At 37.1% G+C, this 25,575-nt stretch carries 17 protein-coding genes and 2 tRNA genes; 7 read left to right on the plus strand and 12 right to left on the minus strand.

What is annotated here, in order from left to right:
* Positions 1 to 3: 3 nt before the first annotated feature.
* Entirely contained in the window at positions 4 to 438 is a 435-nt protein-coding gene (locus tag H560_RS0105730) for a T9SS type A sorting domain-containing protein (protein WP_027379158.1), read from the minus strand.
* A gap of 330 nt (positions 439 to 768) precedes the next feature.
* Between H560_RS0105730 and H560_RS0105735 the strand changes: the two genes are divergently transcribed.
* The 4 genes from H560_RS0105735 (at position 769) to H560_RS0105750 (ending at position 3,374) form a co-directional block, all read left to right on the plus strand.
* Positions 769 to 846 (plus strand) — tRNA-Pro (locus H560_RS0105735).
* Positions 847 to 861: 15 nt separating this feature from the next.
* A tRNA-Arg gene (locus tag H560_RS0105740) sits at positions 862 to 935 on the plus strand.
* Positions 936 to 1,396: 461 nt separating this feature from the next.
* Complete coding sequence (locus H560_RS0105745) at positions 1,397 to 2,377, plus strand: AraC family transcriptional regulator (protein ID WP_027379159.1); 981 nt, start codon at positions 1,397 to 1,399, stop codon at positions 2,375 to 2,377.
* Position 2,378: 1 nt separating this feature from the next.
* On the plus strand, positions 2,379 to 3,374 hold the full coding sequence (locus tag H560_RS0105750; protein WP_034752225.1) for a helix-turn-helix transcriptional regulator: 996 nt from the start codon (positions 2,379 to 2,381) through the stop codon (positions 3,372 to 3,374).
* A 110-nt stretch (positions 3,375 to 3,484) separates the two neighbouring features.
* On the opposite strand, the gene H560_RS0105755 is transcribed toward H560_RS0105750, so the two are convergent.
* From H560_RS0105755 to H560_RS0105805, 11 genes are all read right to left on the minus strand, one after another.
* Positions 3,485 to 5,080: a hypothetical protein gene (locus tag H560_RS0105755; RefSeq protein ID WP_155844965.1), complete on the minus strand. Its 1,596-nt coding sequence runs from the start codon at positions 5,078 to 5,080 to the stop codon at positions 3,485 to 3,487.
* Positions 5,081 to 5,843: 763 nt separating this feature from the next.
* Positions 5,844 to 5,969: a hypothetical protein gene (locus H560_RS23555; RefSeq protein ID WP_262486262.1), complete on the minus strand. Its 126-nt coding sequence runs from the start codon at positions 5,967 to 5,969 to the stop codon at positions 5,844 to 5,846.
* 148 nt (positions 5,970 to 6,117) lie between these two features.
* Positions 6,118 to 6,342 (minus strand): DUF3955 domain-containing protein, encoded by a 225-nt coding sequence (locus tag H560_RS0105760; RefSeq protein ID WP_027379162.1) that lies wholly within the window; start codon positions 6,340 to 6,342, stop codon positions 6,118 to 6,120.
* Between the two features lie 108 nt (positions 6,343 to 6,450).
* Positions 6,451 to 7,287, minus strand: a complete 837-nt coding sequence (locus H560_RS0105765; RefSeq protein WP_027379163.1) for an SH3 domain-containing protein — start codon at positions 7,285 to 7,287, stop codon at positions 6,451 to 6,453.
* A gap of 17 nt (positions 7,288 to 7,304) precedes the next feature.
* Positions 7,305 to 8,132, minus strand: coding sequence for a 50S ribosomal protein L11 methyltransferase (prmA, locus tag H560_RS0105770; protein ID WP_027379164.1), 828 nt, complete (start codon positions 8,130 to 8,132; stop codon positions 7,305 to 7,307).
* A gap of 435 nt (positions 8,133 to 8,567) precedes the next feature.
* Complete coding sequence (locus tag H560_RS0105775; RefSeq protein ID WP_027379165.1) at positions 8,568 to 9,281, minus strand: 3-ketoacyl-ACP reductase; 714 nt, start codon at positions 9,279 to 9,281, stop codon at positions 8,568 to 8,570.
* 293 nt (positions 9,282 to 9,574) lie between these two features.
* Positions 9,575 to 11,158, minus strand: coding sequence for a calcineurin-like phosphoesterase C-terminal domain-containing protein (locus H560_RS0105785; RefSeq protein WP_027379166.1), 1,584 nt, complete (start codon positions 11,156 to 11,158; stop codon positions 9,575 to 9,577).
* A gap of 95 nt (positions 11,159 to 11,253) precedes the next feature.
* A complete protein-coding gene (locus tag H560_RS0105790; protein WP_027379167.1) occupies positions 11,254 to 12,708 on the minus strand; it encodes a SusD/RagB family nutrient-binding outer membrane lipoprotein in 1,455 nt (484 codons plus the stop codon).
* Between the two features lie 11 nt (positions 12,709 to 12,719).
* Positions 12,720 to 15,698, minus strand: a complete 2,979-nt coding sequence (locus H560_RS0105795) for a SusC/RagA family TonB-linked outer membrane protein (RefSeq protein ID WP_027379168.1) — start codon at positions 15,696 to 15,698, stop codon at positions 12,720 to 12,722.
* Between the two features lie 324 nt (positions 15,699 to 16,022).
* A complete protein-coding gene (locus H560_RS0105800) occupies positions 16,023 to 16,769 on the minus strand; it encodes a glycerophosphodiester phosphodiesterase (protein WP_027379169.1) in 747 nt (248 codons plus the stop codon).
* A 143-nt stretch (positions 16,770 to 16,912) separates the two neighbouring features.
* Positions 16,913 to 20,014 carry a TonB-dependent receptor gene (locus H560_RS0105805; RefSeq protein WP_027379170.1) on the minus strand — a complete coding sequence of 1,034 codons (3,102 nt, stop codon included), beginning with the start codon at positions 20,012 to 20,014 and terminating at the stop codon, positions 16,913 to 16,915.
* A 242-nt stretch (positions 20,015 to 20,256) separates the two neighbouring features.
* Between H560_RS0105805 and ligA the strand changes: the two genes are divergently transcribed.
* From ligA to H560_RS0105820, 3 genes are all read left to right on the plus strand, one after another.
* Positions 20,257 to 22,260 (plus strand): NAD-dependent DNA ligase LigA, encoded by a 2,004-nt coding sequence (ligA, locus tag H560_RS0105810; RefSeq protein WP_027379171.1) that lies wholly within the window; start codon positions 20,257 to 20,259, stop codon positions 22,258 to 22,260.
* Positions 22,261 to 22,394: 134 nt separating this feature from the next.
* A complete protein-coding gene (locus H560_RS0105815) occupies positions 22,395 to 23,039 on the plus strand; it encodes an MgtC/SapB family protein (RefSeq protein WP_051289183.1) in 645 nt (214 codons plus the stop codon).
* A gap of 217 nt (positions 23,040 to 23,256) precedes the next feature.
* A complete protein-coding gene (locus H560_RS0105820) occupies positions 23,257 to 25,395 on the plus strand; it encodes a S46 family peptidase (RefSeq protein WP_027379173.1) in 2,139 nt (712 codons plus the stop codon).
* Positions 25,396 to 25,575: the final 180 nt, after the last annotated feature.

Below are 25,575 nucleotides of genomic sequence, written 5' to 3' on the forward strand. Positions count from 1 at the left end.
TGGTTAATGTTTTAAGACTTTATAAGTAAGTTTTTCTCCACTGTTGAGATGAAAGATAATGACATACATACCTACAGGTTCATCAGAAAGATCAAGTGTAACCTTACCTTCCCTTTTGTTAAAAGGAATCGATCTGAATTGTGTAAAATTGTAAGCCACATATTCTATCCGTTCTATCATATCTCCAAGTTCTGGTTTCCAGACAAGATTTACCTTATCTTTGGTAGGATTGGGATAAACTTTTACCTGATAGGCTTCGGGTGGGAATTCTTCCTTTGTGATCAAGGTTTCCTGTGTTGCAGTTTTGCCAAGAACAGCACACATACCGCAATACTGTCTTACTTTTTGGTTACCGCCTGTATCATATTCAAAAGTAAGGGTCTGAGCCGCTACATTCTGAAAAAACACTACAGGCAAAACAAGTAAAATGTTTTTCATGGTAGTTAATTTTTTTTCAAAAATAGTAAAATGACTTAAAAAATCAATATTTATTCTCTTAAAAATGAATTAATTTAACGTTAATTGAAAATATATTAAAATTACAAAACATAAAACACTAAAAAACAGCGTCAATCAATTATTAAAAATATTTTCTATATGGTAAAATTCCATTTTAAATCTCGTAAAAGAGACTAAATAAATTGGCTAATCCTTTGAACACAGCAATATTTTTAATAAAAATCAATATTTTCTTTTTTAATTCAAAAAAACTATATATATTTGCACCCACAAAAAACGAGGTAATATTCGTTATTTAGATGACCTCATCGGGGCGTAGCGTAGTCCGGTCATCGCGCCTGGTTTGGGACCAGGAGGTCGCAGGTTCGAATCCTGCCGCCCCGACCATTTTTACAATATTTAGGGTGCGTAGCTCAGCTGGATAGAGCATCTGCCTTCTAAGCAGACGGTCAAAGGTTCGAATCCTTTCGCGCTCACTTCTCGGGACAAGGTAGACAACTCTACTTTTGTCCCTTTTTTATTTACACATAACCGCTTGCTAACCTGAGTAATACAGCAATACTCCATTCTCCCGGGCGAAGAAACATCACTATTTTTATACATGATTTTTCAGGATAAATCGAACAAAGATTCTTTCATATTTCTTTCAAACAGTCATTTCCGGGTGCATTTCTTATTTCCGAAATCTTTTTAACACTTTATAAAGAGAAAAAGGCCGATTATTAATTGGCATACAAAATAATTTTATTTTATAAATCATTTTTGAAACACCGTTTTGGAGTGAATTGTTAAGAAACTATAATTTATTTAAAAACCTGTGCTCATACAATATCAGATCGACCGATCACCGCTCCAACTGCAAGATAATGATGAAGAAAAAGTTGACTTATTATTTAATCTAATATTACTAAATTGCATAAACAACAAACACTATAAAATGGAAAATTTTTCCTTTCAATATAGCTATGACTACAATAAACTTATAAAAAACATTGAAGAATCCGTTGATACTCATGCTATTGAAAACCGCATAAAAATTAGTAATTCCTCATTTAATGGAGAATATATTTTTTGTCAGGTTGATGAAAATATTTCTGTCATGATAATAGATGCCTTGTACGATAATGATACCCTATTTCATATCCGAAATGATGACGACAGTTTTATTGGAATGTACTATAATTTATCAGACACTGATTTTAAATTAAACATTGGCGGTCAGTTTTTTAAAGTAGGAAATACATTCAATAACCTTACAACACTGGACAGCTCTCTTAACTGTGATGTGATAGTAAAAAAAGGCTGCAAGGCCTACAATTTTTATATATTCATAACAAAAGGGGCCGCAAAATCTTATCTTCCACAATCCGAGAAAACCATTAAACATATTGAAGACTTACTTAACGAAAAGAAGAACACAATTATTCGTTTTGAAAGAATAAATTACGCTAGCTTATCTGTTTTAAAAGATCTTAAACTCCAGTTAGAAGAAGGCTTGTTCACAGAATTTTTCATTAAAAGTGCTGCTTACGAATTATTGGATATCTATATCAAACATATCATTGTATCACAAAGAATCGTAGGAAAAATAACGGATACCGAGCTGAATTATATTTTAATTTCCCAGCAGACTTTATTAGAATCAGTGAATGGGGATTTTCCAAGTATTGAGTCTTTGTCTAGGGAGGCTTGCATGTCGCCTACCAAATACAAAAATATTTTCAAAAAGATCATTGGAACCAGCCCTAAATCCTACTTTTTATTTAATAAATTAGAAAAAAGCAAGAAGATGCTTATATCGGGTTATTCTGTAAATGAAGTTTCTTATAAATTAGGCTACAAAAGCAGTTCCCATTTTGTAAACCAGTTTAAGGCGGAATATGGTATAACACCTAAGGATTTCATATTAAAATTTTAGAATGATGAGAAAATTTGAACATATAGATGCTATTGAAACTATCTGGGCGCAAAAATTTATTGATGAACTCGGGTTTTCACTGAAAGATAACAAATATTTACTTGCTCCTGAAAAGGTATGGGATGGTGGTATTTATTTTAAATACTTTCACAAGGGTTTTGCCTTAGCTGTTGTGGATTATATCGCAAAGGAAAAAATAGAATTCATAAAAAAACCGGCAGAAAACATCGACTTTTATTATATAATGTATGATCTGAGCGAGGGTAAAAACCAACATACAATAGACAGTAAACCCTATGAAATGGGAAAAAATTCGGATTTCAATTTTGGTTTCCTGGAGGGCAATACAGAAAGAAGAGTGATACCAGAAATAGGAAAAAGAACCTTCTCTTTTAGAATACTGGTTTCTAAAACCTTTTTTAATGAGCTTTTAAAAGAATATAGCTCCGGTGCATTCAATGATATTCTTCAGGAAAATCTTGTAAAGCATTTACATTTTTACGGCTATGCAGACAGCAAATCCAAAATTCTTCTTGAGCAGCTAACCCGCCGAAGGCTTGGAGATAATAATTATGAGCTCTTAGCGCTTTCCCTTGCCCATAAGATTTTAGGGAATTTCATGAAAAGCCTTGTGAAGACCAATACTTTTATCATGAAACATTCTAAAGCCGATCATGATGCCATCATCCATATAAAAAAATATCTTGATGAAAATCTAACATCACTTTTTGAAGGAATAGATGCACTAGCATCAAAAGCCGGAATGTCTGCATCCAAATTTAAGCTTCTTTTCAAAGAAATGTATGGTATAACCCCGGCTAATTATCATAAGACCGAAAAGCTTAAACTGGCAAAGGCGATTTTAGAAAGCAATAATTACAGTACAGTTACTGACTTAGCTTATGAATTCAATTACCATAAGCCATCTTATTTCATTTCTGTTTTCAAAAAAGAGTTTGGCTTCACTCCCCATGAGCTTATACGAAACGATAAGTAATTAAAAAACGAATAGCAGCAGGAACGAATCCTTACTGCTACTCTATGTAAACACTATTATTAAATCACTTTTATAAGCGCCTGTAACGTTTTCAATAAGTTTAAATTACTTTAAAATCCTTTCGCCTTATCAATAGCATAAGCCATTAGATTATGGAGAAATCTTTCCTGGGCCGTGTCAATCAGGTTTCCTGAAATAGATCCAGACTTAAATACACCTTCTGCCCAGACAAAAATAACTCTTCCATTGTATCCACCCAGAGTCCACACGGCAGGAGAACCATCTGCTGCGGTAGCATAAAGCGTACTGCCACTCGGAAGCCTTGATGATGTCACTTTTACAGATGGACCACTTACGGATAAAGAAACCCCTCTTGAATCACCGAAAACACTGCTAAAAGCATTAGATGAGCTGGCTGATGCTGTAGTATTGGAAGGGCCTGCAATATTGTTACCAGAAATGCCAAATATATTGCATAATGTATCAAGATAGTTATTTCCATCCACATCCAGTGTTACAATAAGAACCCCACCTAAATTAACAAAGTCTTTAAGCCTGTTGGCTGTTCCTTCGTAAATATAATATCCGGATGAAGTCATATTGATAATATCAAATTTTGCTTTAAGTTGCGCCCCAGTATCATTTGTAAGTTCATCATACATGATAGTAGTTTCATAACCGCTGCTTTTAGTATATGTACCTGCAGGCCCATAATTTGTTGGGTTCGACAATTGTGTTCTGAAGGCTTCAAATTCGCCTGTCCCAGATGGCGGAAAAGGTCCCGCTCCATTAACACCAATTTTTATAACGGGTCCACCCACAGTGCGTGTTAGAGTACAGGTTTTACCTCCAATATTAATAGCAAAGCTGGCAATCCCTTTTCCTGAAGGAGTTCCTGTAATAGTATACGTCAAAGTTCCATTACCGTTTGCAAAGCTTCCAGCAGAAACCTTAGCTGTAAGACCTGTAACACCTGTAGAAGTAACCGTCTGACCACCATGGGCACCTCCGTTTCCTCCTGAGTATGAAATTATAGACTTTACGTTACTCGCTGCTGTTCCAGAAATAAGACTACCGTTGTGGGTTGCTCCTGAACAATTTAATGATGAAATACTGCCTGGTGCTCCTGACACGGATCTTGTCAGGGTGCATGACTTTCCACCTATATTAATGGCAAAAGAGGCATTACCCGATCCAGATGGAGTACCTGTAATTGTATATACCAATGTCCCACTTCCATTCGCAAAACTTCCGGAACCTAAGATAGCAGTAAGACCACTTACTCCTGTTGATGAAACAGTCTGCCCGTTATGAGCCCCACCATTACCACCAGTATAGGAAATAGATGAAGAAACTCCCGATGCAGCCATACCAGCTACCAGACTTCCAGTATTTGTAGCACCAGTGCAATCTAAGGATGATATGATACCTGTTCCGGGATTTCCAGAATCTGAACAGTCTCCTTTCCACATGGTAGTGTTCCAGTACTGCATACAGTTTTCATCTGTATTGTAAATCATAAGTCCGGCGGGCTTTACTGAAATACTGTCCCTTTGGGAAGTACTTAGTCTTGGGGGTAAAAAGCCCTTGTTACTTGAAGTAAGATCCAACACGGCACTTAGATGTGGTTGTGCTGTTCCTATACCTACTTGAGAGAATGCCGTGACTGTAAAAAACATCATGGCTATAAAAATAAATTTTTTCATTGTTTGTCTACTTTTTTCTTTTAGTTCTTAAGAATTGTCCGAAACGACTATTTTATCCAGGTTAGAAGATTGAGGGAAAAACTTTTAACCTTATAATATTTTATAATAGGCTTACCTATTTTAATAATAAATTTGTGTTTTTAGAATCGTTGATTGTGTAATGGATAATACTCTGTAATTATCAGCATATGAATTCTGACTACTTGTGAATTCTTTGATTTGTTCAAAAAATTTAATAAAATGCTTTTTGAAATTAAATCGTATCAGAATTGCTGACCTGACTGAATTTTTTTTTCTTTTAACCATACTTAATGTTTTAAATGTTTAGTATTATTATTTATTAATTACTTTATCTCAAATTGAGCAATGCAAAGTTCAGTCTTACAGCCAACTAAATAATCCCTTTAAAGTCAGATTATTATAAAAAAAAGACAAATCTTAAAATAAGGAGCAGGGCCAGAAACCCTGCTCACAAACACTAAACACAAAACACCAGAATAAAATGAATTTTATTCTATGTATTCAAAAAATTCATTAAATTTAGAATATAGCAACAGTAAGGTTACATCAAGAAATGAAATATTGTAAACCATTTAATAGAAGATCCTTATGTGGTAGTTAAAGTCGCTTGTTATATTTACAAAGTACCTCAAATAAAAAAGCAATTAATTCCCCTATAAGGTGAATTAATATAACAAAAAGACAAATTATTATTTAGTGAAAATTGGTATATCTGGCTTACTGTTTCAGTAGTATTTCATTATCAAAATTTCTTTGCATTGGCTACCCGCTCCACCACTTCATGTAATTTTATGTAAGTTCCGGCAGGGCAGGAACACAGTATCATACAGATCGCAGTGGCTAAAAGTAACTTTAATATTGATCTCATAGATAAAATTTAATTAAATCAACATAAATACACACGGATTTCAAATATTAATTTAAATTCCATTTAAAATTTCCTCACAAAAAAGCCGGCAAGAAGCCGGCTCAGATTTTATAGTATTAACGAAATTATCTACTTGTAAAAAGGCAATTTATCCAAAAAACTTATCTGCAATAAGCTTATACATATATAGAAAAATACCCACAAATAATAAAATGAACCCTGCGGGAATCAGGAAAAAGAAAGGCTCATTAAGAGTACCGTCCGATGCAGTGCTTGATTTTGTAGCATCCATGGATTCGGTAATCATTTTTATGACAAAACATAAAACTCCGGCACTTAAAATAGTGATTGATAATAAATTTAATTTTTTCATTTTTGTTTTTTTTAACTGATGAGAATCTTTCAAAACGTATGCCATGAAAGTATATTACCATACACTTTAACCAAATAGGCAAAAATGCATAATATTATTAATTAAAAACTATTTAACAACACAATAATTACCATTCCAAAGATAGGTTTTAGTGGAATATTTTTTCTTTTCCCTGTCTCGTTCATCCTTTTCCATTTCTTCCATTTTAAAAATAAAAGCATCAGGAATTCCACCTTTATCATTCGGGAAAATGAATTGCTCAGAATGATAGTAAACATCGGCATCACCCACATTCATCAGTTGGGGCAATGCAAGAAGTTTTTTACCTGTAAATAAAACATATTGGTCATAACCTGCGACACCGCAAGCCTCACCGGAAACAGATGCTTTCAGTGTGAACTCCACGTTTTTAAGCTTATGATTGCTTTCAATAATAAAAGATGCGAAGTTCAGGCTTTCCCCGGAACCCGTATCAAAGAAAACCTCATCCAGCAATTTATTACCTTCCAGCATTTTGATCCCTGCAATATTCTGTTTATAGTTTTCATTAAATTTTTTATCCTTCCTGTCTATTGTTTTTGATAATCCGAAAAGAAAATCATAACCGTTTTTATTCCTGTGACCTATGCAAAGATTACCGCCCCAGATATAACCTTCCGAAGTTTTACCCTCCTTTTCATAAGAGATTTTGTACCAGTTGGCGCTTCTTTCACCCAGCTGCAAAACAGCTTTCTCTTTTTGTTTGATTAAAACCTGCTGATTTGTTTTCAAAGAATCTATGATTTTTGACGTAGCATCAGGCTCCTGGCGAATCCTTGACCAGTCGGTAAATACTTTCTGGATTTTATTCTCTTCAAAATTAAAGATCCCGTTGGCATAAGATTCTTCCTGTGCAGAAAAAAACTGAATCAGAATTAAAAATAAAGCAGTGAATAAAGGTTTCATGGTAAATTAGTTTATCATTATTTTTCAAGCAGCAGGCTCACCCATTCCTCACGCTGCAATTGTTTTTTAAGCTCCAAACCATTTTCTTTTGTTACCTCCAGAATATCATCCACATCGAAGAAACATAGTCCTGAAAGCAAAAGCTTACCACCATCATTTAAAACAGAAACATACGTCGGAATATCTGAAATTAAGATATTTCTATTAATATTCGCTAAAATAATATCATAATTTTCTTTTCCTAAATTCTCTGCAGTTCCCAGCTCAATATCAAGCTCAACACCGTTTCTTACTGCATTTTCTTTTGAGTTTTCCACTGACCATTCATCAATATCGATTGCTTTGGTATTGCCGGCTCCGATTTGTTTGGCATAAATTGCTAAAACAGATGTTCCACAACCCATATCCAGGACTTTTTTATCCTTAAAATCAATATCCATCATCTGCTGGATCATCAAATGTGTCGTCGGGTGATGCCCTGTACCGAAAGACATTTTCGGCTGAATGATAATTTCATGCATTCCGGGAACAGATTCATGGAATTCTGCCCTGATCAGTACTTTATCATCAATATTTATAGGTTCGAAATTCTTTTCCCATTCTTCGTTCCAGTTGATGTTTGGCATTTCCTGAAATGTATATTCTATTTTCACCTCTTCATTCTGAAAAAGCGGCAATGCTTTCAAATCTTCTTCATTAAATAAATCTTTCTGAATATATCCTAAAATACCATCAATTTCTTCCGTAAAGCTGTCAAAACCGATTTCTATAAACTCTGCCATTAATATTTCGTTCCAGGGCTGAAGCGGAGAAATTTTGAAATTGAATTCTAAATAATTTTGCATGTGAATAATTTGTTGCAAAAATAAAGAATTAACATTAGAATCCGGCTGTAAGTATCAGCGATGTCACACCGAGCCTGCCGAAGTTTTTTTTTAACGCAAAGGATACAAACTTTTTTTGATATTGTTTTGTATTTTTTGTTCGCAAAGGGGTTACGTTGTCATTGCGAGGAGCGGAGCGAACGAAGCAATCTCTTTGTTTGAAGAATTATTTTGATTTGTTTCGTGAAAAATTTCACCAATTAAAAGTGAAAAAAATTATGAGATTGCTTCGTTCGCTCCGCGCCTCGCAATGACGTGAAAAAAGCGGGCTAAAGCCCGCTCCTATTGATAATTCCAGAATTAGTTTTACAAAAGCCCACCCTTTTATAGAAAAGAATTTACTGCATTTCTAATACTAACTTCTAACTTCTAACTTCTAATATCTAACCTCTATTCCTATGGATTTGTAGAAAAAATAGAACCATTGGCAATCAGGGCTCTTCGGTTCATTTTAAGAATATCCCTTACCCATTCTGCAAAATCTTCCGGCTGTAGCACTTTATCGGGATTACCGTCCGTAAGGCCTCCCTGGATGGACATATCTGAAGCAATCGTACTCGGAGTCAACGTTACAACCCTGATATTCTGCTTTCTCCATTCCGCCATCATGGATTGGGATAAGGAAACTACCGCCGCTTTTGAAGCCGCGTATGCCGACATGTTCGGACCTCCTTTTAAACCGGCTGTAGATGCTACATTTACGATATCACCTTCCCCTTTTTGCTTCATATAAGGATAAACTGCTTTTGCAGTGTAATACACCCCGAAAAGATTGGTTTTAACAACCTGTTCCCAGGTTTCAGAAGGCATTTCTTCAATGCTTCCAAAATCTCCGATTCCGGCGTTGTTAATTAAAATATCAATCCCGCCAAGCTGCTCTGCCAGAGATTCGATGCCTGCTTTTACCTGAATTTCATTGTCCACCGTAAAAACTGCGTAGGCTGCATGCACTCCTGCTTTTTTAATTTCTTCAACAGTCATTTTAAGGTTTTCCTCATTTCTGCCCGTAATTCCTATGTTTACGCCTTCATTTGCCAGTGCCAAAGCCACCGCTTTTCCTAATCCTCTTCCGCCGCCTGTAATGACAGCGTTTTTCCCGTTTATATTCATTTTTATAGAATTTTTTACTGTTTGCAAATGTACAAAAGATGTTTTCTAAACACTAATAAACAATGTTTTTAGCGTAATGATTCTCAACAGCTACTATTTGACTGTTTTAAAATGAGAATGACTGCAACTCTAGCCCCGATAGAAACGGCATCCTTTTTTGTTGCGGCTGAAGCAAAGCGGAAGCCGTAACAAAAAAGATATAGTGGATAGCGGGAAAAAGCTACAAATAAAAATAAAACAAAACCAGCTCCTGATGAAGCCGGTTTCTATTGAAAGTATAGTAAAAATGAAAACTAAGGAATAAGAACTGAGTTTTGAACCTCAAATTCTTCTGATGTTGAGAACTGATTTCCATACATATCCATCGCTCTTACCTCAACCTTATGTTTTCCCAATGATAGTTTATTTCCGAATCCTCCTACCCAGATGTGTCTCGACATTTCAGGGTTTGAAGGCCTTCTTCCCGGGAAAAGATTCTGTGTGGTATCCCACTTGAAAACGGACATTGCAAAGTTTGGATCGATGGTTTCATCGTAATCCATATCTTTCCATTCTCCGCCGTCTATTCTGTATTCCACTTTGTCTTTTTTGCTTCCAATAAAGAAATTAGCCAATACTTTTGCAGAAGTTTTTGATGGGAAAGGAATTACTTTCGGAACATATAATTTGATCTGATAGTCCTCCGGTTTTCCTGCTGTTTTGTACTTAACTTTATACTGATTATCATCAAAACTGATGAAAGAATATCCTTTTGCCGTACCGTCTCTCATGGTGGAAGTCGGCAACCCGATTTCATCTGAAGTTCCTGACCACCAATCGCCGCAGGTAGTTCCTACGTTGTATTCGTGAAGGTCTTTTGAACCATTCCATCCTGCCTGTTTTCCGTAGAAAATCTGCTGCTGAATGTGAGTGTGGGCCGATAAGATCAATGCATTTTTGAATGGCGTTAAATAATCAAACAGTTTCTGACGGTCAGAATTTCTGAAATTATCTTCGTTTTTGTGATCCAGCGGAATGTGGAATGAAACAACCACCAGCTTATTTTTATCAACCAATTTAAGGTCGTTTTCCACGAATTTCATCTGATCTTCACGGAAACCGCCCCAATATCCTTTTCCGTCTCTTGGATCCGGATATAAAATATCATCCAAAATAATGAAGTGAACATTTCCGTAATTGAAAGAATAGTTGGCCGGCCCGAAATTGGATTCAAAAGTTTCATCGGAAAGCATATCTTCCTTGGCATCATAGTTCATATCATGGTTACCCATAACGTTGTACCACGGTAATCCCACTTCTTTCATCACGTCTGCGTAAGGCTTTTGAAGGCTCAGATTGTCTCCTACCAAATCTCCTAAGCTGATTCCCAATACTGCATTTTTCTTGGTATTCTTAACTTCATTTACAATCGCTCTTCTGAAGTAATCAAGCTCTTTTTCCGTGTAAGGCTGCGGATCCCCGAAGACAAGAATATCGAAGTTTTTGCTTTCATTTTGTTTGTTTAATGCAAAGTTTACTTCTTTTGGAAGCTCGCCTGTAGGCGCTGATCCTTTATATTTAAACTCTGCCGGAGAACCTTTTGGCTTATATTGATAATAATATTGAGGAAGATTATTTCCATTCACCGGAGTCATATATCCTGAAGGCTTGATCACAAAAATGGTCTGTCCATCCTGAACCGGAAGGCTGTATCTTCCGTTTTTATCCGTTAGAATAACCTGTGTCCCGTTGGAAACCGCTACCCCTTCGATTCCTTTTTCTTTGTTTTCTTTTTTTTGGTTTTTGTTGCTGTCTTCATATACATATCCCGAAACAGAAGCCTGTGAAAATGCCATCGCTGAAATTAATAGACATGGCATTAAAAATTTTATATTCATTTTTTTTTATTATTTATTTAAAAATTCAGAGATTATGAGATTTAGAAATTAGATTTTTTTTAAATCTTAAACTGAACCTGAGCCTTAATCTCAACTTACGGTTTATTCCACCAAACTTTTACGTTGATATCATCACCGCCCATCTGCTGAACTGCTGTCTGATAGTTTGCCGTATTCAACACTTTTGGATTCGGTGGATACATTAATCTTGAAGGAAGGTTTCCGTTGTTCAACAATCCGCCGTTGTTTGGAAGCACCGGAAAGCCCGTTCTTCTTTTTTCAAACCATTGCTGCTGATCCACAAAGAACAAAGCCACATATTTCTGAAGCATAATTCTCTCTAAAGTCCCGTTGTAAGCCACATTAGGATTCGTAAAATAATTGGCCGGCATGGTAGAACCCCACTGCTCGATAGTCGCTTTTACTCCATTTTCATAGAACGTCTGTGCATTTCCCGGAATAATTCCTTTAAATGCCAGCTCGGAAAGCGTAAACTGCAATTCTGCATACGGATAAATCAAAATATTTAACGGTGCTTTTGCAAGATTCTGATTCATGTTTGAAGGCTGATAATTGAACGTCGTCCCGAAAGCATATCCGGAAGGAGCTCCTTTATAACCGATATTTGCATTGGTGGCAAGATCTTTTGCCTGCCCGAAGAACATAGACATTCTTGGGTCATTATTTTGTTTTAAAGTTTCAACAAAAAACGCTGAAGCGGCTCTTCCTGTCGTGAAATCCTGAGGTCTTGCAATTGGCGGAAGAAGTGGTGCAACTCCCGTGATGTTTAGTTTAGCGGTCTCTGCATTGCTCTGGAAAATAGGAAATGTAGTTGGGTTATTTATGATTTCCTGAATTCTTTCATGTACATTTACCTCACCATTTTTACTCAAAATCCTTGTTAATAATCTTAAAGAAAGTGAATTACAGAATTTTTTCCAGTTGGTAATTCCGTTGGTGTCTGTTCCTGCATTGTAGAAAAGGTCTGTTCCTGAAATTGGCTTGTTGGTGATGAAAAGTGAGTTTGCTTCTTTCAGATCATTCAGTAACTGAATATAAATATCCTTCTGCTTATCAAATTTCGGCTGGGTAATTCCTTCATCCAACCTTGAGGCTTCTGTAAAAGGAACGTCCCCGAAACTATCTGTAAGATTTGAAAGAATCCATGCGTTCATTACCAGGGCAATTGCCTGATAATTTTTATCATTTGACTTAATAGCAGCCATTTTAAGGTCTCTGATCTGCTTCAGCCATCTATAATTGTTATTCCAGAAGCCAGCTCCTGTATTTTCGGTCATGTAGTAACGGCTCAGGGAATTTCCTTCATTAGGAAAATCAAGGGAAACCTGCATGATATCGAAAGTAAAATCATTAGCCCTCATATAATTAATTGAGGCCATATTGTACTGTGCCGGCGCGAGAAAACTTGATACCTCAGGCTCCAATATCCTGCTTGTATCTGTATTGATTTCGTCTAAAGTCCTGTCGCAAGATAGAGTGACTAAGCCCAATCCGGCCAGAAGAAAATATTTAAGTATTGTTTTTTTCATGTCTGATTAATTTAAAATTTTACATTAAGCTGGAACCCTACCGTTCTGGCAGTCGGTAACTGACCTACTTCCACTCCAGGAGTGATAGTTGCATTGTCTAAAGTGGCCACTTCCGGATCGAATAATGGAAATTTCGTCCACATCCAAAGATTTCTACCGAAAATAGCTATGGTAAGATCTGTTAACTTTAAATTTTGAGTGAGTGATTTAGGGAAAGAATATGAAATCCTTGCGTCTCTCAATTTTATAAAAGAGGTATCGAATGTATTGGTTTCTACATTTGCTCTTCTGTAATAATCTGCATAGTAGGTAGATAACGGGATGCCTTTAACATTGGTAGAATAAGATCCGTCGGCATTCTGCACAACTCCACTTCCTATAATTAAGCCATCCGGATTTTCTCTTCCTACAAGGGTATGCTCAAGTTTCCCCTGTTCCGACATCTTGTGGTGAGACTGGGAATAGGCAACTCCTTTGTACTGCCCGTCAAATGAGAAACTTATAGTAAAGTTTTTAATTTTAAATTCATTCTGAAGGCCGGCTCTCCAAAGTGGATATGCATTTCCGATTTTCTTCACTTGGGTTGGTTTCGCCGTCAATCCATCTGATCCGTATATTACCTGACCGTCCGGAGAATACATCAGACCGTATCCGTACATATCTCCAAGAGATCCACCTACAACCGCATTATAATACACTACTCCGCCTACACTTCCCATAGTATAAGGCTCTCCTTTAAATTCTTCAGGTAAAGACAGGATCTTATTTCTGTTCATAGACCAGTTTGCTGATATATTCCATGAGAAATTTTTGTTTTTAACAGGATATGCATTCAATATCATCTCGATTCCCCTGTTCCTGATTTCTCCGGCGTTGATTACCTTTAAGGAATATCCCGTTTCCCATAATACAGGAACATTCCTGATGATCTGATCTTTTGAGTTACTTTGATAAGCGGTAATATTATATGTCAATCTATTTTTAAATAAGCTGAAATCCATACCGGCTTCAATATTGGTAATCATTTCAGGTCTCAGGTTCGGATTAGCGTAGGTGCTTGGTATTTCTACCGATCCCGGGAATGAGCTTACACTGTAATAATTAGCCAGCTGGTACGGAGTGGTATCATTTCCAACCTTAGCCCATGAAGCCCTGAATTTCCACATGTTAAGGGTATTCGACCTTAATGCAAAAATATCGGAAAGAATAAATGAAGAAGCTACTGACGGGTAAAAATAAGAACGGTTTGCTTTTGGAAGCGCACTGCTCCAGTCATTTCTGGCTGTGATGTCTAAGAATACTTTTTCCTGATAATTGAAGTTTAATAATCCATATAAGCTGTTTACCATTTTATCATAAGGCTTCGGGATTTTAAAATCCTGTGCAATAGCATTCGTAAGACTGTAAACTCCCGGATTTTTAAGACCTATTGCAAAATAATCCTGAGTTTTTTGCTCTTCATACTGAGAACCTCCACCCGCAGTTGCGGCTACATTTAAATCCCCGAATTTATTTTTATAGTTAACCATCAGGTCATTATTAAAATTAAATCCATTGATATATTGTTCTCTGTAATACCCTTTTAGGTAATTTGCAGAGCTGTAAGGTCTTCTCTGAGTACGCAATTCATCATTCCAAATCATTCCTGATCTTACTAAAACATCAAAATGCTTATCAATCTGATAGTTTAAGCTTACATTTCCTGTGATTCCTTTTCTGTTTACGCTATTCGTCATTTCATAAGCAATCAGATAAGGATTGTCGATAAATGAGCTGAACGGGTGAATCTGGTCTACATTTTCCTGACCCGGCTTCCAGATTGGCTTGTACCACGCCAGGTCTACATTCGGATTCTGGAAAATCATGAAATAGGAAATAGACTGGTTGTTATACCCTGTTGCAGGAAGGTTATCACTTTTTGTATGCGCATAGGATAACTTAATGCTGCTTTTTAATTTTGAAGTTAATTTATGATCTACCGAAAACTGCGCATTCCATCTGTCGAAGCCGGTATTGGGCATCATCCATTCGTTTTTCAGATAGGTTAAAGAGCCCCGGAATGAAGTTTTATCGTTAGAACTTTCTATAGACAAGTTGTTTGAATAGGTAGAACCTGTCCTCCAGAAACCTTTGATGTTATCTTTGTAAGGTCTCCATAATTGTCTTTCTTTGCTCTGTCCATTTTGATTAGGATCATACTGGAAGTAGTACTGCCCGTCGAACTTCGGCCCGAAAGCACTGCTGGTTCCTCCGGTACTTACACCGTCTGCAGAAGCTCCGTAAGAATAGTAAAACTGTCCTGCTGTATTTTTTGTTAGTGTTCCCTGTCCGTATTCATATTGATAATCCGGCCATTTCAGTACGGTATCATAGCTGGAATAAGAGTTGAAATTCACCTGGAACTTACCGTCTTTTCCTTTTCCTGATTTTGTGGTGATCATAATCGCGCCCTTTGCACCTCTTGAACCATATAAAGCCGCAGCCGTAGGTCCTTTCAATACTGTAATGCTTTCTATATCATCAGGGTTGATGCTGCTTACCTCATTTCCATAATCAATCGGAAGATCTCCTCCTGAACCGGCCCCGTAAGCCGGTGTACCCGTACCCACAGATCTGCTGTTCATCGGGACACCGTCTACCACAATTAAAGCCTGGTTATCATCCATGCTGCTCATTGAAACATCACCCCTTAAAGTAATTCTGGGTGTAGATAAAGGTCCTGCTCCTGCAGTCTGAATCTTTAACCCGGCTACTTTTCCTTCTAATGCTCCCGTCCAGTTATTGTTTTGGGTTCTTAGAAGCTCATCAGATTTAATGGTTTCAGTAGAATATCCCAAAGACTTGTCCTGTCTTTTGATCCCTAAAGCAGTTACCACCACCTCGTCAATGCTTCTGATTGTGTCTTTCTTAGCTTTTTGCTGAGCCGTAAGATTGACACTTACTAATCCTAGCAGTGACAAAACCAACAGCTTTTGTGTCTCTTTACGCATATCCTTTTTGTTTGCGCAAAATTAAAACGACATTATGGTTATGGCTTTAACACGGTTTTAACGTTTATTAAAGAATTATTAAACGCTATATTAATTTATTTTTAACGAAATTATATACACGTATGATTAACAATAGGTTAAAGGAATTAAGAAATTTTAATGTTTAATGCCCATAATATTTCCCTAACTTTATTGTCTTTTCCTGAGAAAATAATGAATACCACATACATACCTCATCATTTTCAAGCTTAAAAATTAATTCGTATTTAAGCAAAAAGCCCGCCTCAAATGAGACGGACTTCTATAACTAAGATTAAAAAATGCTTATTTATTTTTCAGCTGGTCAGGAATATTGGTAGTAATAAATCCTATCCCCTGTTTTTTCAGCTCTTCATAGATCGCTACGTCATTTACTGTCCAGGCGTTTGTGATAAGGCCTAATGCCTTTGCTTCAGATATCCATGTAGGGTTTTTCTGGAAAATGCTGTAGTGATAGTCTATTCCGTCCAGCCCTTCATCTTTGATCTGCTGTGGAGACAATTCTCCTTTCAGATACTGTACCTTAAACGATGGTTCAAGCTTTTTGATTTCCTTACAGATATTTAAACTGAAAGAAATGAATTCACTTTGCGATTCCAGCTTCATGTCTTTAATCATTTTGACGGTTTTCGCAGTAAGCTCATCCTCTTTTTCCTTTGTTTTATCAGGTTTTATTTCAACAATCAGCTTTAGTGACTTGTCTTTTTTACCCTGTTTCAGATAATCCTTTAAAGTGGGTAAATCTTCACCATTGGAAAGCTTTACCTTTTTTAATTCTTTAAAATCCGTTTCCGAAATTTCCATTTTTGCATGATGTTCATCATGGTTCACTACCAAAACGCCGTCTTTAGTCATCCTTACATCGAACTCTGATCCGTAGATTTTAAGGTTCTGGGCATTTTCCAATGACTTCAATGAATTTTCGGTAGTTGGCGGCTGCGACTGAAAATAGCCTCTGTGCGCAATAATCTGGGTTTGTGCCTTCATTACAACTGTGCTTAAAACTGCTAACCCTAAGATAAAATTTTTCATAATATAAATTTGATATTAATAAAGGTAGTTAAATTTGTGAATGTGAATTTTTGCTTTGTAAATGAATGGTGAATTATATATTTTAATATTGACAATTCACAATTTCTGATTCACAATTCACCATAAACTATTATTCACAATTTTTAAAACGAATACTTCGCTCCGACCTGGATCTGGTAAGGGTTCCCTGACAATGGCTCCAAACCGCTCGTATTCAGATTATATTTAAGCTCTTTCGTTACCGGATCAAATCCTGAGATTCTGTACAGTGACATATTTCCGTAAGATTTGTTTACACCCCACTCTCTGTTTAGCAAATTCGCAACATTGAAAATATCCACGGAAAGCTCAAATGCCCCTATTTTTTCAAATTTGAATTTTTTCGCTACACGTACATCCCAAACTCCATAGAATCCGTTTTTCCCGCCGTTTCTTTCTGCGATCTGGTTGTTATAATCCGTGATGTAGTTTTTCAGTGCAGATCCTACTTCAGGGTTATCAATTAAAGTTTGTGTAAGGTTAGGGAAAATATACGCCAGATCATTAGAATCAACAAAATCACCGTTTACATTTCCTCCGGCCGTCACTGAGAAACGTGTCCCGCCGATTCCAGCATACCTGATTCCCAAAGTAAATCCTGCAATGGTAGGTGAATTTCCATAGATCACCACTTTATTTCTGAACTGATTATCAGAATAGGTCATTCTAAGGTTTCTCGGATCACTAGGAGTTAATGTAGACAGTGTCGCAGAATTGGCTACATTCCCGTTGTAAGAAGTATTATCCTTAATATCTGACCAGGTGTAACTTGCCGTAATTTCCCCGTCTTTCCAGTAGCGGTAACTTGTATCTACCACAAATGAAAACTGGTTTACTTTCCCGTCACTTACCAGCTCCAGAACCCTTCCGAAATTCTGGTTGATTCTGCCGTCTTTCCAGTTCATAGTTCCGTTTGCCGCAACCGATGTTATAGGTACGAAAACGCCTCTTCCGCCTTCCTTATCCAAAGTGAAAAAAGGATCAGCCTTCATATTCCTGTCGTAGTAGAAATAATTGTTTCTTCCTAAAGCCATATATCCTGCAATTCCCGCTCTGAATCTTTCATTAAAGAAATGTGTATAGGAAATATTCGCTTTGTAAACCACAGGAACTTTTGCATCTTCGCCTGTATAATTGATGGTAGGAAGCTGATACTGAGGCAGTGTAGGAACTGTTCCGTAATCATTTCTATAACTGATGAAATCCGGCGTCAAACCAATTTGAGAAGGATTTACATCCACCGTGGCCAAATGTTTTCCGTCAAACACCAGATTATTAATTACCATATAATTATTGATATCAGATGAGAAAATTCCCGCTCCGAACTTTAAGAAATCCTTGTTTCCTTCATTAATATTCCAGTCAAACTGAAATCTTGGCTGGATAATAAACGACTGAATCTGATTATCCGTGCGGATTCCCATTTCGTCATATAATTTTTGGTTAAACTCTGCTTTGGGATATCCACCGTAATCAAGCCTTAAACCAGCCATTAAATCTAAGCCTCTGGCAATTTTAGTCTGAATCTGTCCGTAAACTCCGATGTTCCAGATATTTGATTTCACGGAAGGATCTTCCATCAAAGGAACTTCCCTGTAGAACCTGTAAGCCGTAAGATTATTAAAATTATAAAGATTATCCGGATTGGTAGCCGCTTCCCTGAAATGGAACCTTCCGTTTACCTCGCTTCCGTAAACTGATCTTGCCGTAGTGTACATAAGATCTGCTCCAAAAGTATATTTAATCTTATCTGTATTATAGTATAAATTATCTACAATCTGGAAAACATTATTTCTGAAGCTTTCCTGAGCAAAACGATGTCCCCCGATTTGGATATTGGTAGCTTTATTACCATCAATATTAGTGATGATGTTTTCTACAATTGCCCTTGGCACGGCATGTCCCAGCTCATCATTCTGGTAGCTGTCCTGGAAAGTATACAGATATTGAGCCTTTAATTCATTGGTCATATTAGGCTTTAAGTTTGATCTTAAAGTTAACAAAAGGCTGTTGTCAAGGTTTTTATCATTTCCGTAGGATTCGAAGAAGTTGATGGCTGTGTTATCACCCAAACCGTTTTTGTTCATGTCGTAGGTGAAGTTATTTCTTAATGTCAATAAGTTTTTGTCATTAATCTGCCAGTCGAGACGCAAAAATCCTGCATCAGAATTTCGTACTTTATCAAAGCTGCCGAACTGCTGTGTATTGGCAACACCATATTTTGCCCTTGCAATATCCAGGAATTTATTTAATGTTGCAGTTGTTGTATTTAATCTAAGCTCATCTTCACGTGATCTGATATCAGCAATCTGTAACGGTCTAGAATCCAACTGATGATCCCAAGCTACGAAAAAGTGTAATTTATTTTTAATAATCGGGCCACCCAATGAAAACCCGAACTGCGAGGTGGAGAAATCATTGTTTCTTTTATTTCCACGGATATCATACGGGCTTGAAAGCCAGTTTGTTCTCAGATATTCCCATGCGCTTCCTGAAAATTTATTGGTTCCCGACTTTGTAACGGCACTTACCGTTCCGCCGCCGCTTCTTCCCAACGTCACATCATACTGGTTGGTTGTAATTTTAAATTCACGAACGGCTTCAATGGAAATTGAGAAAGGCGCCCCGCTTCGGCTGGTTGTAGAACCCGCGGAAGTTGGGTTTTTAGCCGTCATCCCGTCAATTGTAAAATTGGTGGAAGAACCCAGCTGTCCGGATAAATTCCCGCCCCTGCCGCTTAATGGAGAAAGCTCTGTAAGATTGGTGAAATTTCTTCCGTTCACCGGTAAGATTCCGATGTTTTTTGCCGTAATTGCCGTTGCAGCACCCAGGTTTCCTATTTTGTTTTTCAGGTTTCCTGTGATTACAACTTCTTCAATAGATTTTTCAGCACCACTTACATCTACATTTACGGTTACCTGATCCCCGAAATTTACGTTATAGCCCGCCTTCTTTTCATCATTTACAATAACCGTATACGGCCCTCCAAGAGGAATCTCCTTGAAAATATACTCCCCTCTGGAATTCGTTTCGGTTTCGGTTTTAAACCCTGTGGATTCATTAATAATCGTTACCTTCACTTTTTCCTTCGCTGCATTACCGATGCCCGTTACCTTACCTGTTATGGAAGCCTGTGTAGTCTGTGCGTACGCCAGTGTTCCGAAGCTCAGGAATAAAAGTCCCAATACAATTTTTACTTTTCTCATGTTTACAAATTAGCTGTGTGCAAAGGTATTGTGACTTCTCAAGCTTCCTATTTAAGGGAATTTTAACATTTTTTAAATTAAATTGAAACATTATGTTAAATAAAACTGAACACGCAATTTATCGTGTAGACAGCCAGTGCATTGGAATATATTAAGCAATTTTAATTTTCTCATAATATTTAATTCCCATATCTTTTAAATTGGGATTAGTTTAATTATTTTTGCGAAAAGACAGAAATCCAATGCCCGAAAATATTCAGCAAAAAATAGAACATCTCCGCCAGGAACTCCATCAGCACAACGAAAATTATTATCTTCTGGATACACCCACCATTTCAGATTACGATTTTGATATGCTGCTGGAAGAACTTCGTGATCTGGAAGCAAAATATCCCGAGTTTTATGATGAAAACTCTCCCACGGTACGTGTAGGAGGAGGTGTAACGAAGGTTTTCCCGACTATTCAGCATAAATTCAGGATGTATTCCCTGGATAATTCTTATGATTTCGATGATCTTGAAGACTGGGAAAAGAGAATCATTAAAACCATTAATGATCCGGTAGAATTTGTTGCAGAGCTGAAGTATGACGGGGCTTCCATTTCCATTTTGTATGAAAACGGAAAGCTGGCGCAGGCTGTAACCCGCGGTGACGGCTTTCAGGGGGATGAGATTACCGGAAATGTTCGCACAATTTCTGATATTCCCTTGAAACTGAAAGGCGATTTTCCCGAACACTTTTTTATGCGCGGAGAGATTTATTTAACCCGAAAAAATTTCGATAAAATCAATAAACAGCGTGAAGAAGATGGCTTAGACCCCTTCATGAACCCAAGAAATACGGCAAGCGGAAGTCTGAAAATGCAGGACAGCGGCGAGGTGAGGAAACGTGGGCTTTCATCAGTTCTTTATCAGTTTATTTCAGAGGAAATTCCTGCTGAAACGCATTGGGAACTGCTGGAAAAAGCCAAATCATGGGGCTTCAAAACTTCCCGGGAAGCAAAGCTGTGCACTACGCTGGATGAGGTAAAAGAATTCATCAGCTTCTGGGATATTGAAAGGCATAATTTACCTTTTGAAATAGATGGTATCGTACTGAAAGTTAACTCTATAAAACAACAAAAACAGCTCGGATACACTGCAAAATCTCCACGCTGGGCGATGGCTTATAAATTCAAAGCTGAAAAAGTGGAAACGGAGCTTCAAAGCGTTTCTTACCAGGTCGGAAGAACCGGCGCCATCACTCCCGTAGCGAATTTAAAGCCTGTTTTACTTGCCGGAACCATCGTAAAAAGAGCATCCCTGCATAATGAAGATATTATTAAAAAACTGGATTTACATGAACATGATTTCGTTTATGTAGAAAAAGGAGGGGAAATTATTCCTAAAATCGTTGGGGTAAATACAGAAAAAAGAACCGGAGACAGCAAAGAAATTGAATACATAAAACATTGCCCGGAATGCGGAACAGAGCTGGTAAAAGTGGAAGATCAGGCGATTCATTTCTGCCCTAATGACCTTCACTGCCCGCCGCAGGTTGTAGGAAGAATGATTCATTATGTATCCAGAAAAGCTTTAAATATTGAAAATCTTGGAAGCGAAACGATTGAACAGCTTTACAAGGAAAGACTGGTAGAAAACCCTGCTGATTTTTATGCTCTTACCAAAGAACAGCTTCTTCCGCTTGAAAGAATGGCAGAAAAATCTGCACAAAATATCATTTCAGGAATCGAAAAATCGAAAGAAATTGCATTTGAAAAAGTGCTGTACGGAATCGGTATAAAGCACGTAGGAGAAACAGTTGCGAAGAAATTGGTAAAAAATTTCCCAACGATAGAAGAACTGAAAAACGCTACCGTTGAAGAACTCTGTCAGGTAGAAGACATCGGGACAAAAATTGCAGTAAGCATCGTTGAATTTTTCTCAAACCCTGAAAATATTTTAATGCTTGAACGCCTGAAATCTTATGGTGTCCAACTTGAAAAAGGAGAAAGTACAAATGAAGTTCTATCCAATGTTCTGGACGGAAAAACCTTCCTTTTCACCGGAAAATTATCTTTATTCACAAGAGAAGCAGCCGAAGAAATGGTAGAAAAACACGGCGGAAAAAACATTTCTGCGGTTTCCAAAAACCTAAATTACCTTGTGGTAGGCGAAAAGGCCGGAAGCAAACTGAAAAAAGCCCAGGATATCGGAACCATTGAAATTCTGGATGAACAGCAGTTTTTAGATTTAATTGAAAAGTAACAAGCCTAATTCAGTTGTACAAAATATTCAAGATGAAGACTGTCGCTGCGGCAGTCTTTTTTTTATAATTCCAATCATAATGCCTGACAGAATTTTTATCGTAAATTTATACTAAGAAGCTTAAAATTTTAACTATGGAATTTCTAAAGGACCATTCTATTCAAAACGAATTACTGTTGATTTTCATATCGGTTGTATTGGGCATCCTGATTGGTGCAGAACGCGAATACCGCAATAAATCAGCTGGTTTAAGGACTTTCATTCTGATATGTTTCGGGTCTTGTCTCTTTACCATTCTTTCCATAAAAATCGGGATTCATGATCAGGATCGTATTGCTGCCAATATTATTACCGGAATAGGTTTTCTGGGTGCGGGAGTAATTTTTAAAGGTGATAATAAAATTGACGGAATTACTACTGCTACCACCATCTGGGCCACTGCTTCAATCGGGATGGCTGTGGGTTCGGGATATGTTTATCTTGCAGTTTTAGGAATCATTCTGATCTTATTGATTTTGAGCTCACTCACTATTTTTGAAAAGCTGATTGACAGGGAACATAAAATCCGGGAATATAAAATTGCCGTCGTCAATTACCATGACATCGAACATTGTGAAGAAATTTTTAAGAAAAACCATTTGAAATTTAGCATCTCAAAACAGCAGTATACACAGGGAAATCTCGCCACATCATGGATTGTCACTGGAAAAAGCATTCATCATAAAGCTTTAATGAAAAATCTTATGGAAGACGAAAAAATAATAGCGTATCAGTTTTAAACCGAATCTTCCGAAAAAATAATTATTTGAATTTTTACTAATTTAAATTAATTAACGAAAATTTTTAAGCACGCATTTTAGTATAAATTTGGAGCTACATCTCTAAAATTTTAACTTCCAAGTCCCTAAATAACTGATAATCAAAATAAAATTTAAAACAAAAAACTCAAAACCTTAAACTCACATTTTCTTTGTAAATTAGGGCAAAATTTTGATTATGACAAAAAAGATACTCTTATCTGTATTTCTTTTGCCGGCTGTAATGACTTTTGCGCAGCAATACGGAGGAATGTGGATCCCTACAGAGCTTAATGAGAAGGAAATGAAGGACCTGGGAATGAAAATCTCTGCAAAAGACATCTTCAACCCTCAGAAAGCAAGCATAAAAGATGCTGTAGTACAGTTCAACGGAGGCTGTACCGCCGAAATCATTTCGCCAAAAGGGCTTTTACTCACCAATCATCACTGTGGTTACGGGCAGATCCAGGCACATTCTACGGTTCAGAATGATCTTTTATCCAATGGATTCTGGGCAAAAAATCCTCAGGCAGAACTTCCGAATCCGGGAGTAACAGTAGGCTTTATTGTTGATATCAAAGAAGTTACCAACCAGATTCTGGAAGGTACAGGCAACCTTACAGAACCTGAACTTTCAAAGAAAATCGCCAATAATATTGAGGTTTACAAAAACGCGCAGAAAACTGAGCCTTATCAGTCAATTTCTGTAAAATCAATGTATTACGGCAATAAATATTATGCCTATACCATCGAGACCTATAAAGATATCCGTCTTGTAGGAGCACCGCCGCAAAGCATCGGAAAATTCGGGTCTGATACGGATAACTGGGTGTGGCCGAGACACACGGGAGATTTCTCCATGTTCAGAATCTATGCCGACAAAAACAATAAACCTGCAGAATATTCAAAGGACAATGTTCCGTATGTTCCGAAGCATTACCTTCCGGTTTCCATTAAGGATAAAAATGAGAATGATTTCACTTTCGTATTCGGATTTCCGGGAAGAACGACGGAATACCTGCCTGCAATTGCCGTGGAAAAAATTATGAAAGAGATTGATCCTGCCAGAATTGCAGTAAGAGATGTAGCTTTAAAAACATTAGACGAAAAAATGCGTACCGATGATGCAACCCGCATCAAATACGCTTCAAAATATGCTTCCGTAGCCAATTACTGGAAAAAATGGATCGGTGAAGTGGAAGGTCTGAAAAAGTCAAACGCTGTTGAGAAAAAAGTAATGTATGAAGGTTCTTTAGTAGCTAAAAATCATGAAATTAAATCTACTTTAGACCAATTAAACAAACTTTATAATGACCAGGCTCCGTTTGCTTTAAACAATGCTTATTACTCTGAAACCATCAGAAATGCAGAAACGCTGACGCTTGCCAATCTTTACTACAATTACATCACAGCCGTAGAAGCCGGAAGAATGGACGAAAAGGGCACCACTGCTTTCAAAAACAGGCTGACTTCATTCTACAAAGATTACAGTGCAGAACTGGATGCTAAGGTAACAGCGAAATTATTGGCTTTATACGCTAATAAAACCGCTCCCCAATTCCTTCCGGCCGGATTTGAAAAGTATAAAAACGAAGCACAAAATATCCAGAATATTGAAGAAATTTCTAAAAACTCGATCATCACAGGAAGATCAGAAGTTAACGGAGCTTTTTTATCGCAGGATATTGATAAAGCATTCTCCAATCAGGACAAATTAATTAAAAACCTGAAAAAAGATCCTGTTTTCCAGCTTTTCACGGTAATCAGAGATACTTATATGACGAAGGCAGATCCTCAGTTTGCTTCGCTTCAAACGAAAATTGATGCGTTGCAAAAAACGTATATGGCACAGCAAATGGCGACGGATAAAGAAAGAAAATTCTTCCCGGATGCCAATTCCACGCTTCGTGTGACGTACGGAAAAGTAAAAGGCTCATCACCAAGAGATGCAGTCTCTTACAACTACCAGACACATCTGGCGGGGGTAATGGAAAAATACGTTCCGGGAGATTATGAATTTGATGTTCCTAAAAAACTAATCGATCTTTACAACAAAAAAGATTTCGGAAATTATAAGGACAAAACAGGAGATGTTCCTGTAGGATTCACAGCTACCAACCACACAACGGGAGGAAATTCCGGAAGTCCTGCCCTTGATGCCTATGGAAATCTCGTAGGATTGAACTTTGACAGACAGTGGGAAGGTACAATGAGTGACATCAATTATGATCCGCGTTTCAGCCGAAATATCATGGTGGATACGAAGTATATCCTTTTTATCATTGATAAATTTGCTGATTCTAAATGGATCGTGGATGAAATGAAAATTGTGAAATAATTTCATTTAAAACAATATAAAACCCCGAAAGTTTTTCTTTCGGGGTTTTTGTTTCTTATATTGAGATGCTTCGACTCCGCTCAGCATGACACTTCTAATACTAACTGTTTTAATTTACCATATCAAAATGTAAATTTGTAGCGATGTCATGCTGAGCCTGTCGAAGCATCTTTTCAATTC

It is taken from the genome of Chryseobacterium daeguense DSM 19388 (genome assembly GCF_000430825.1).
GTDB lineage: Bacteria > Bacteroidota > Bacteroidia > Flavobacteriales > Weeksellaceae > Chryseobacterium > Chryseobacterium daeguense.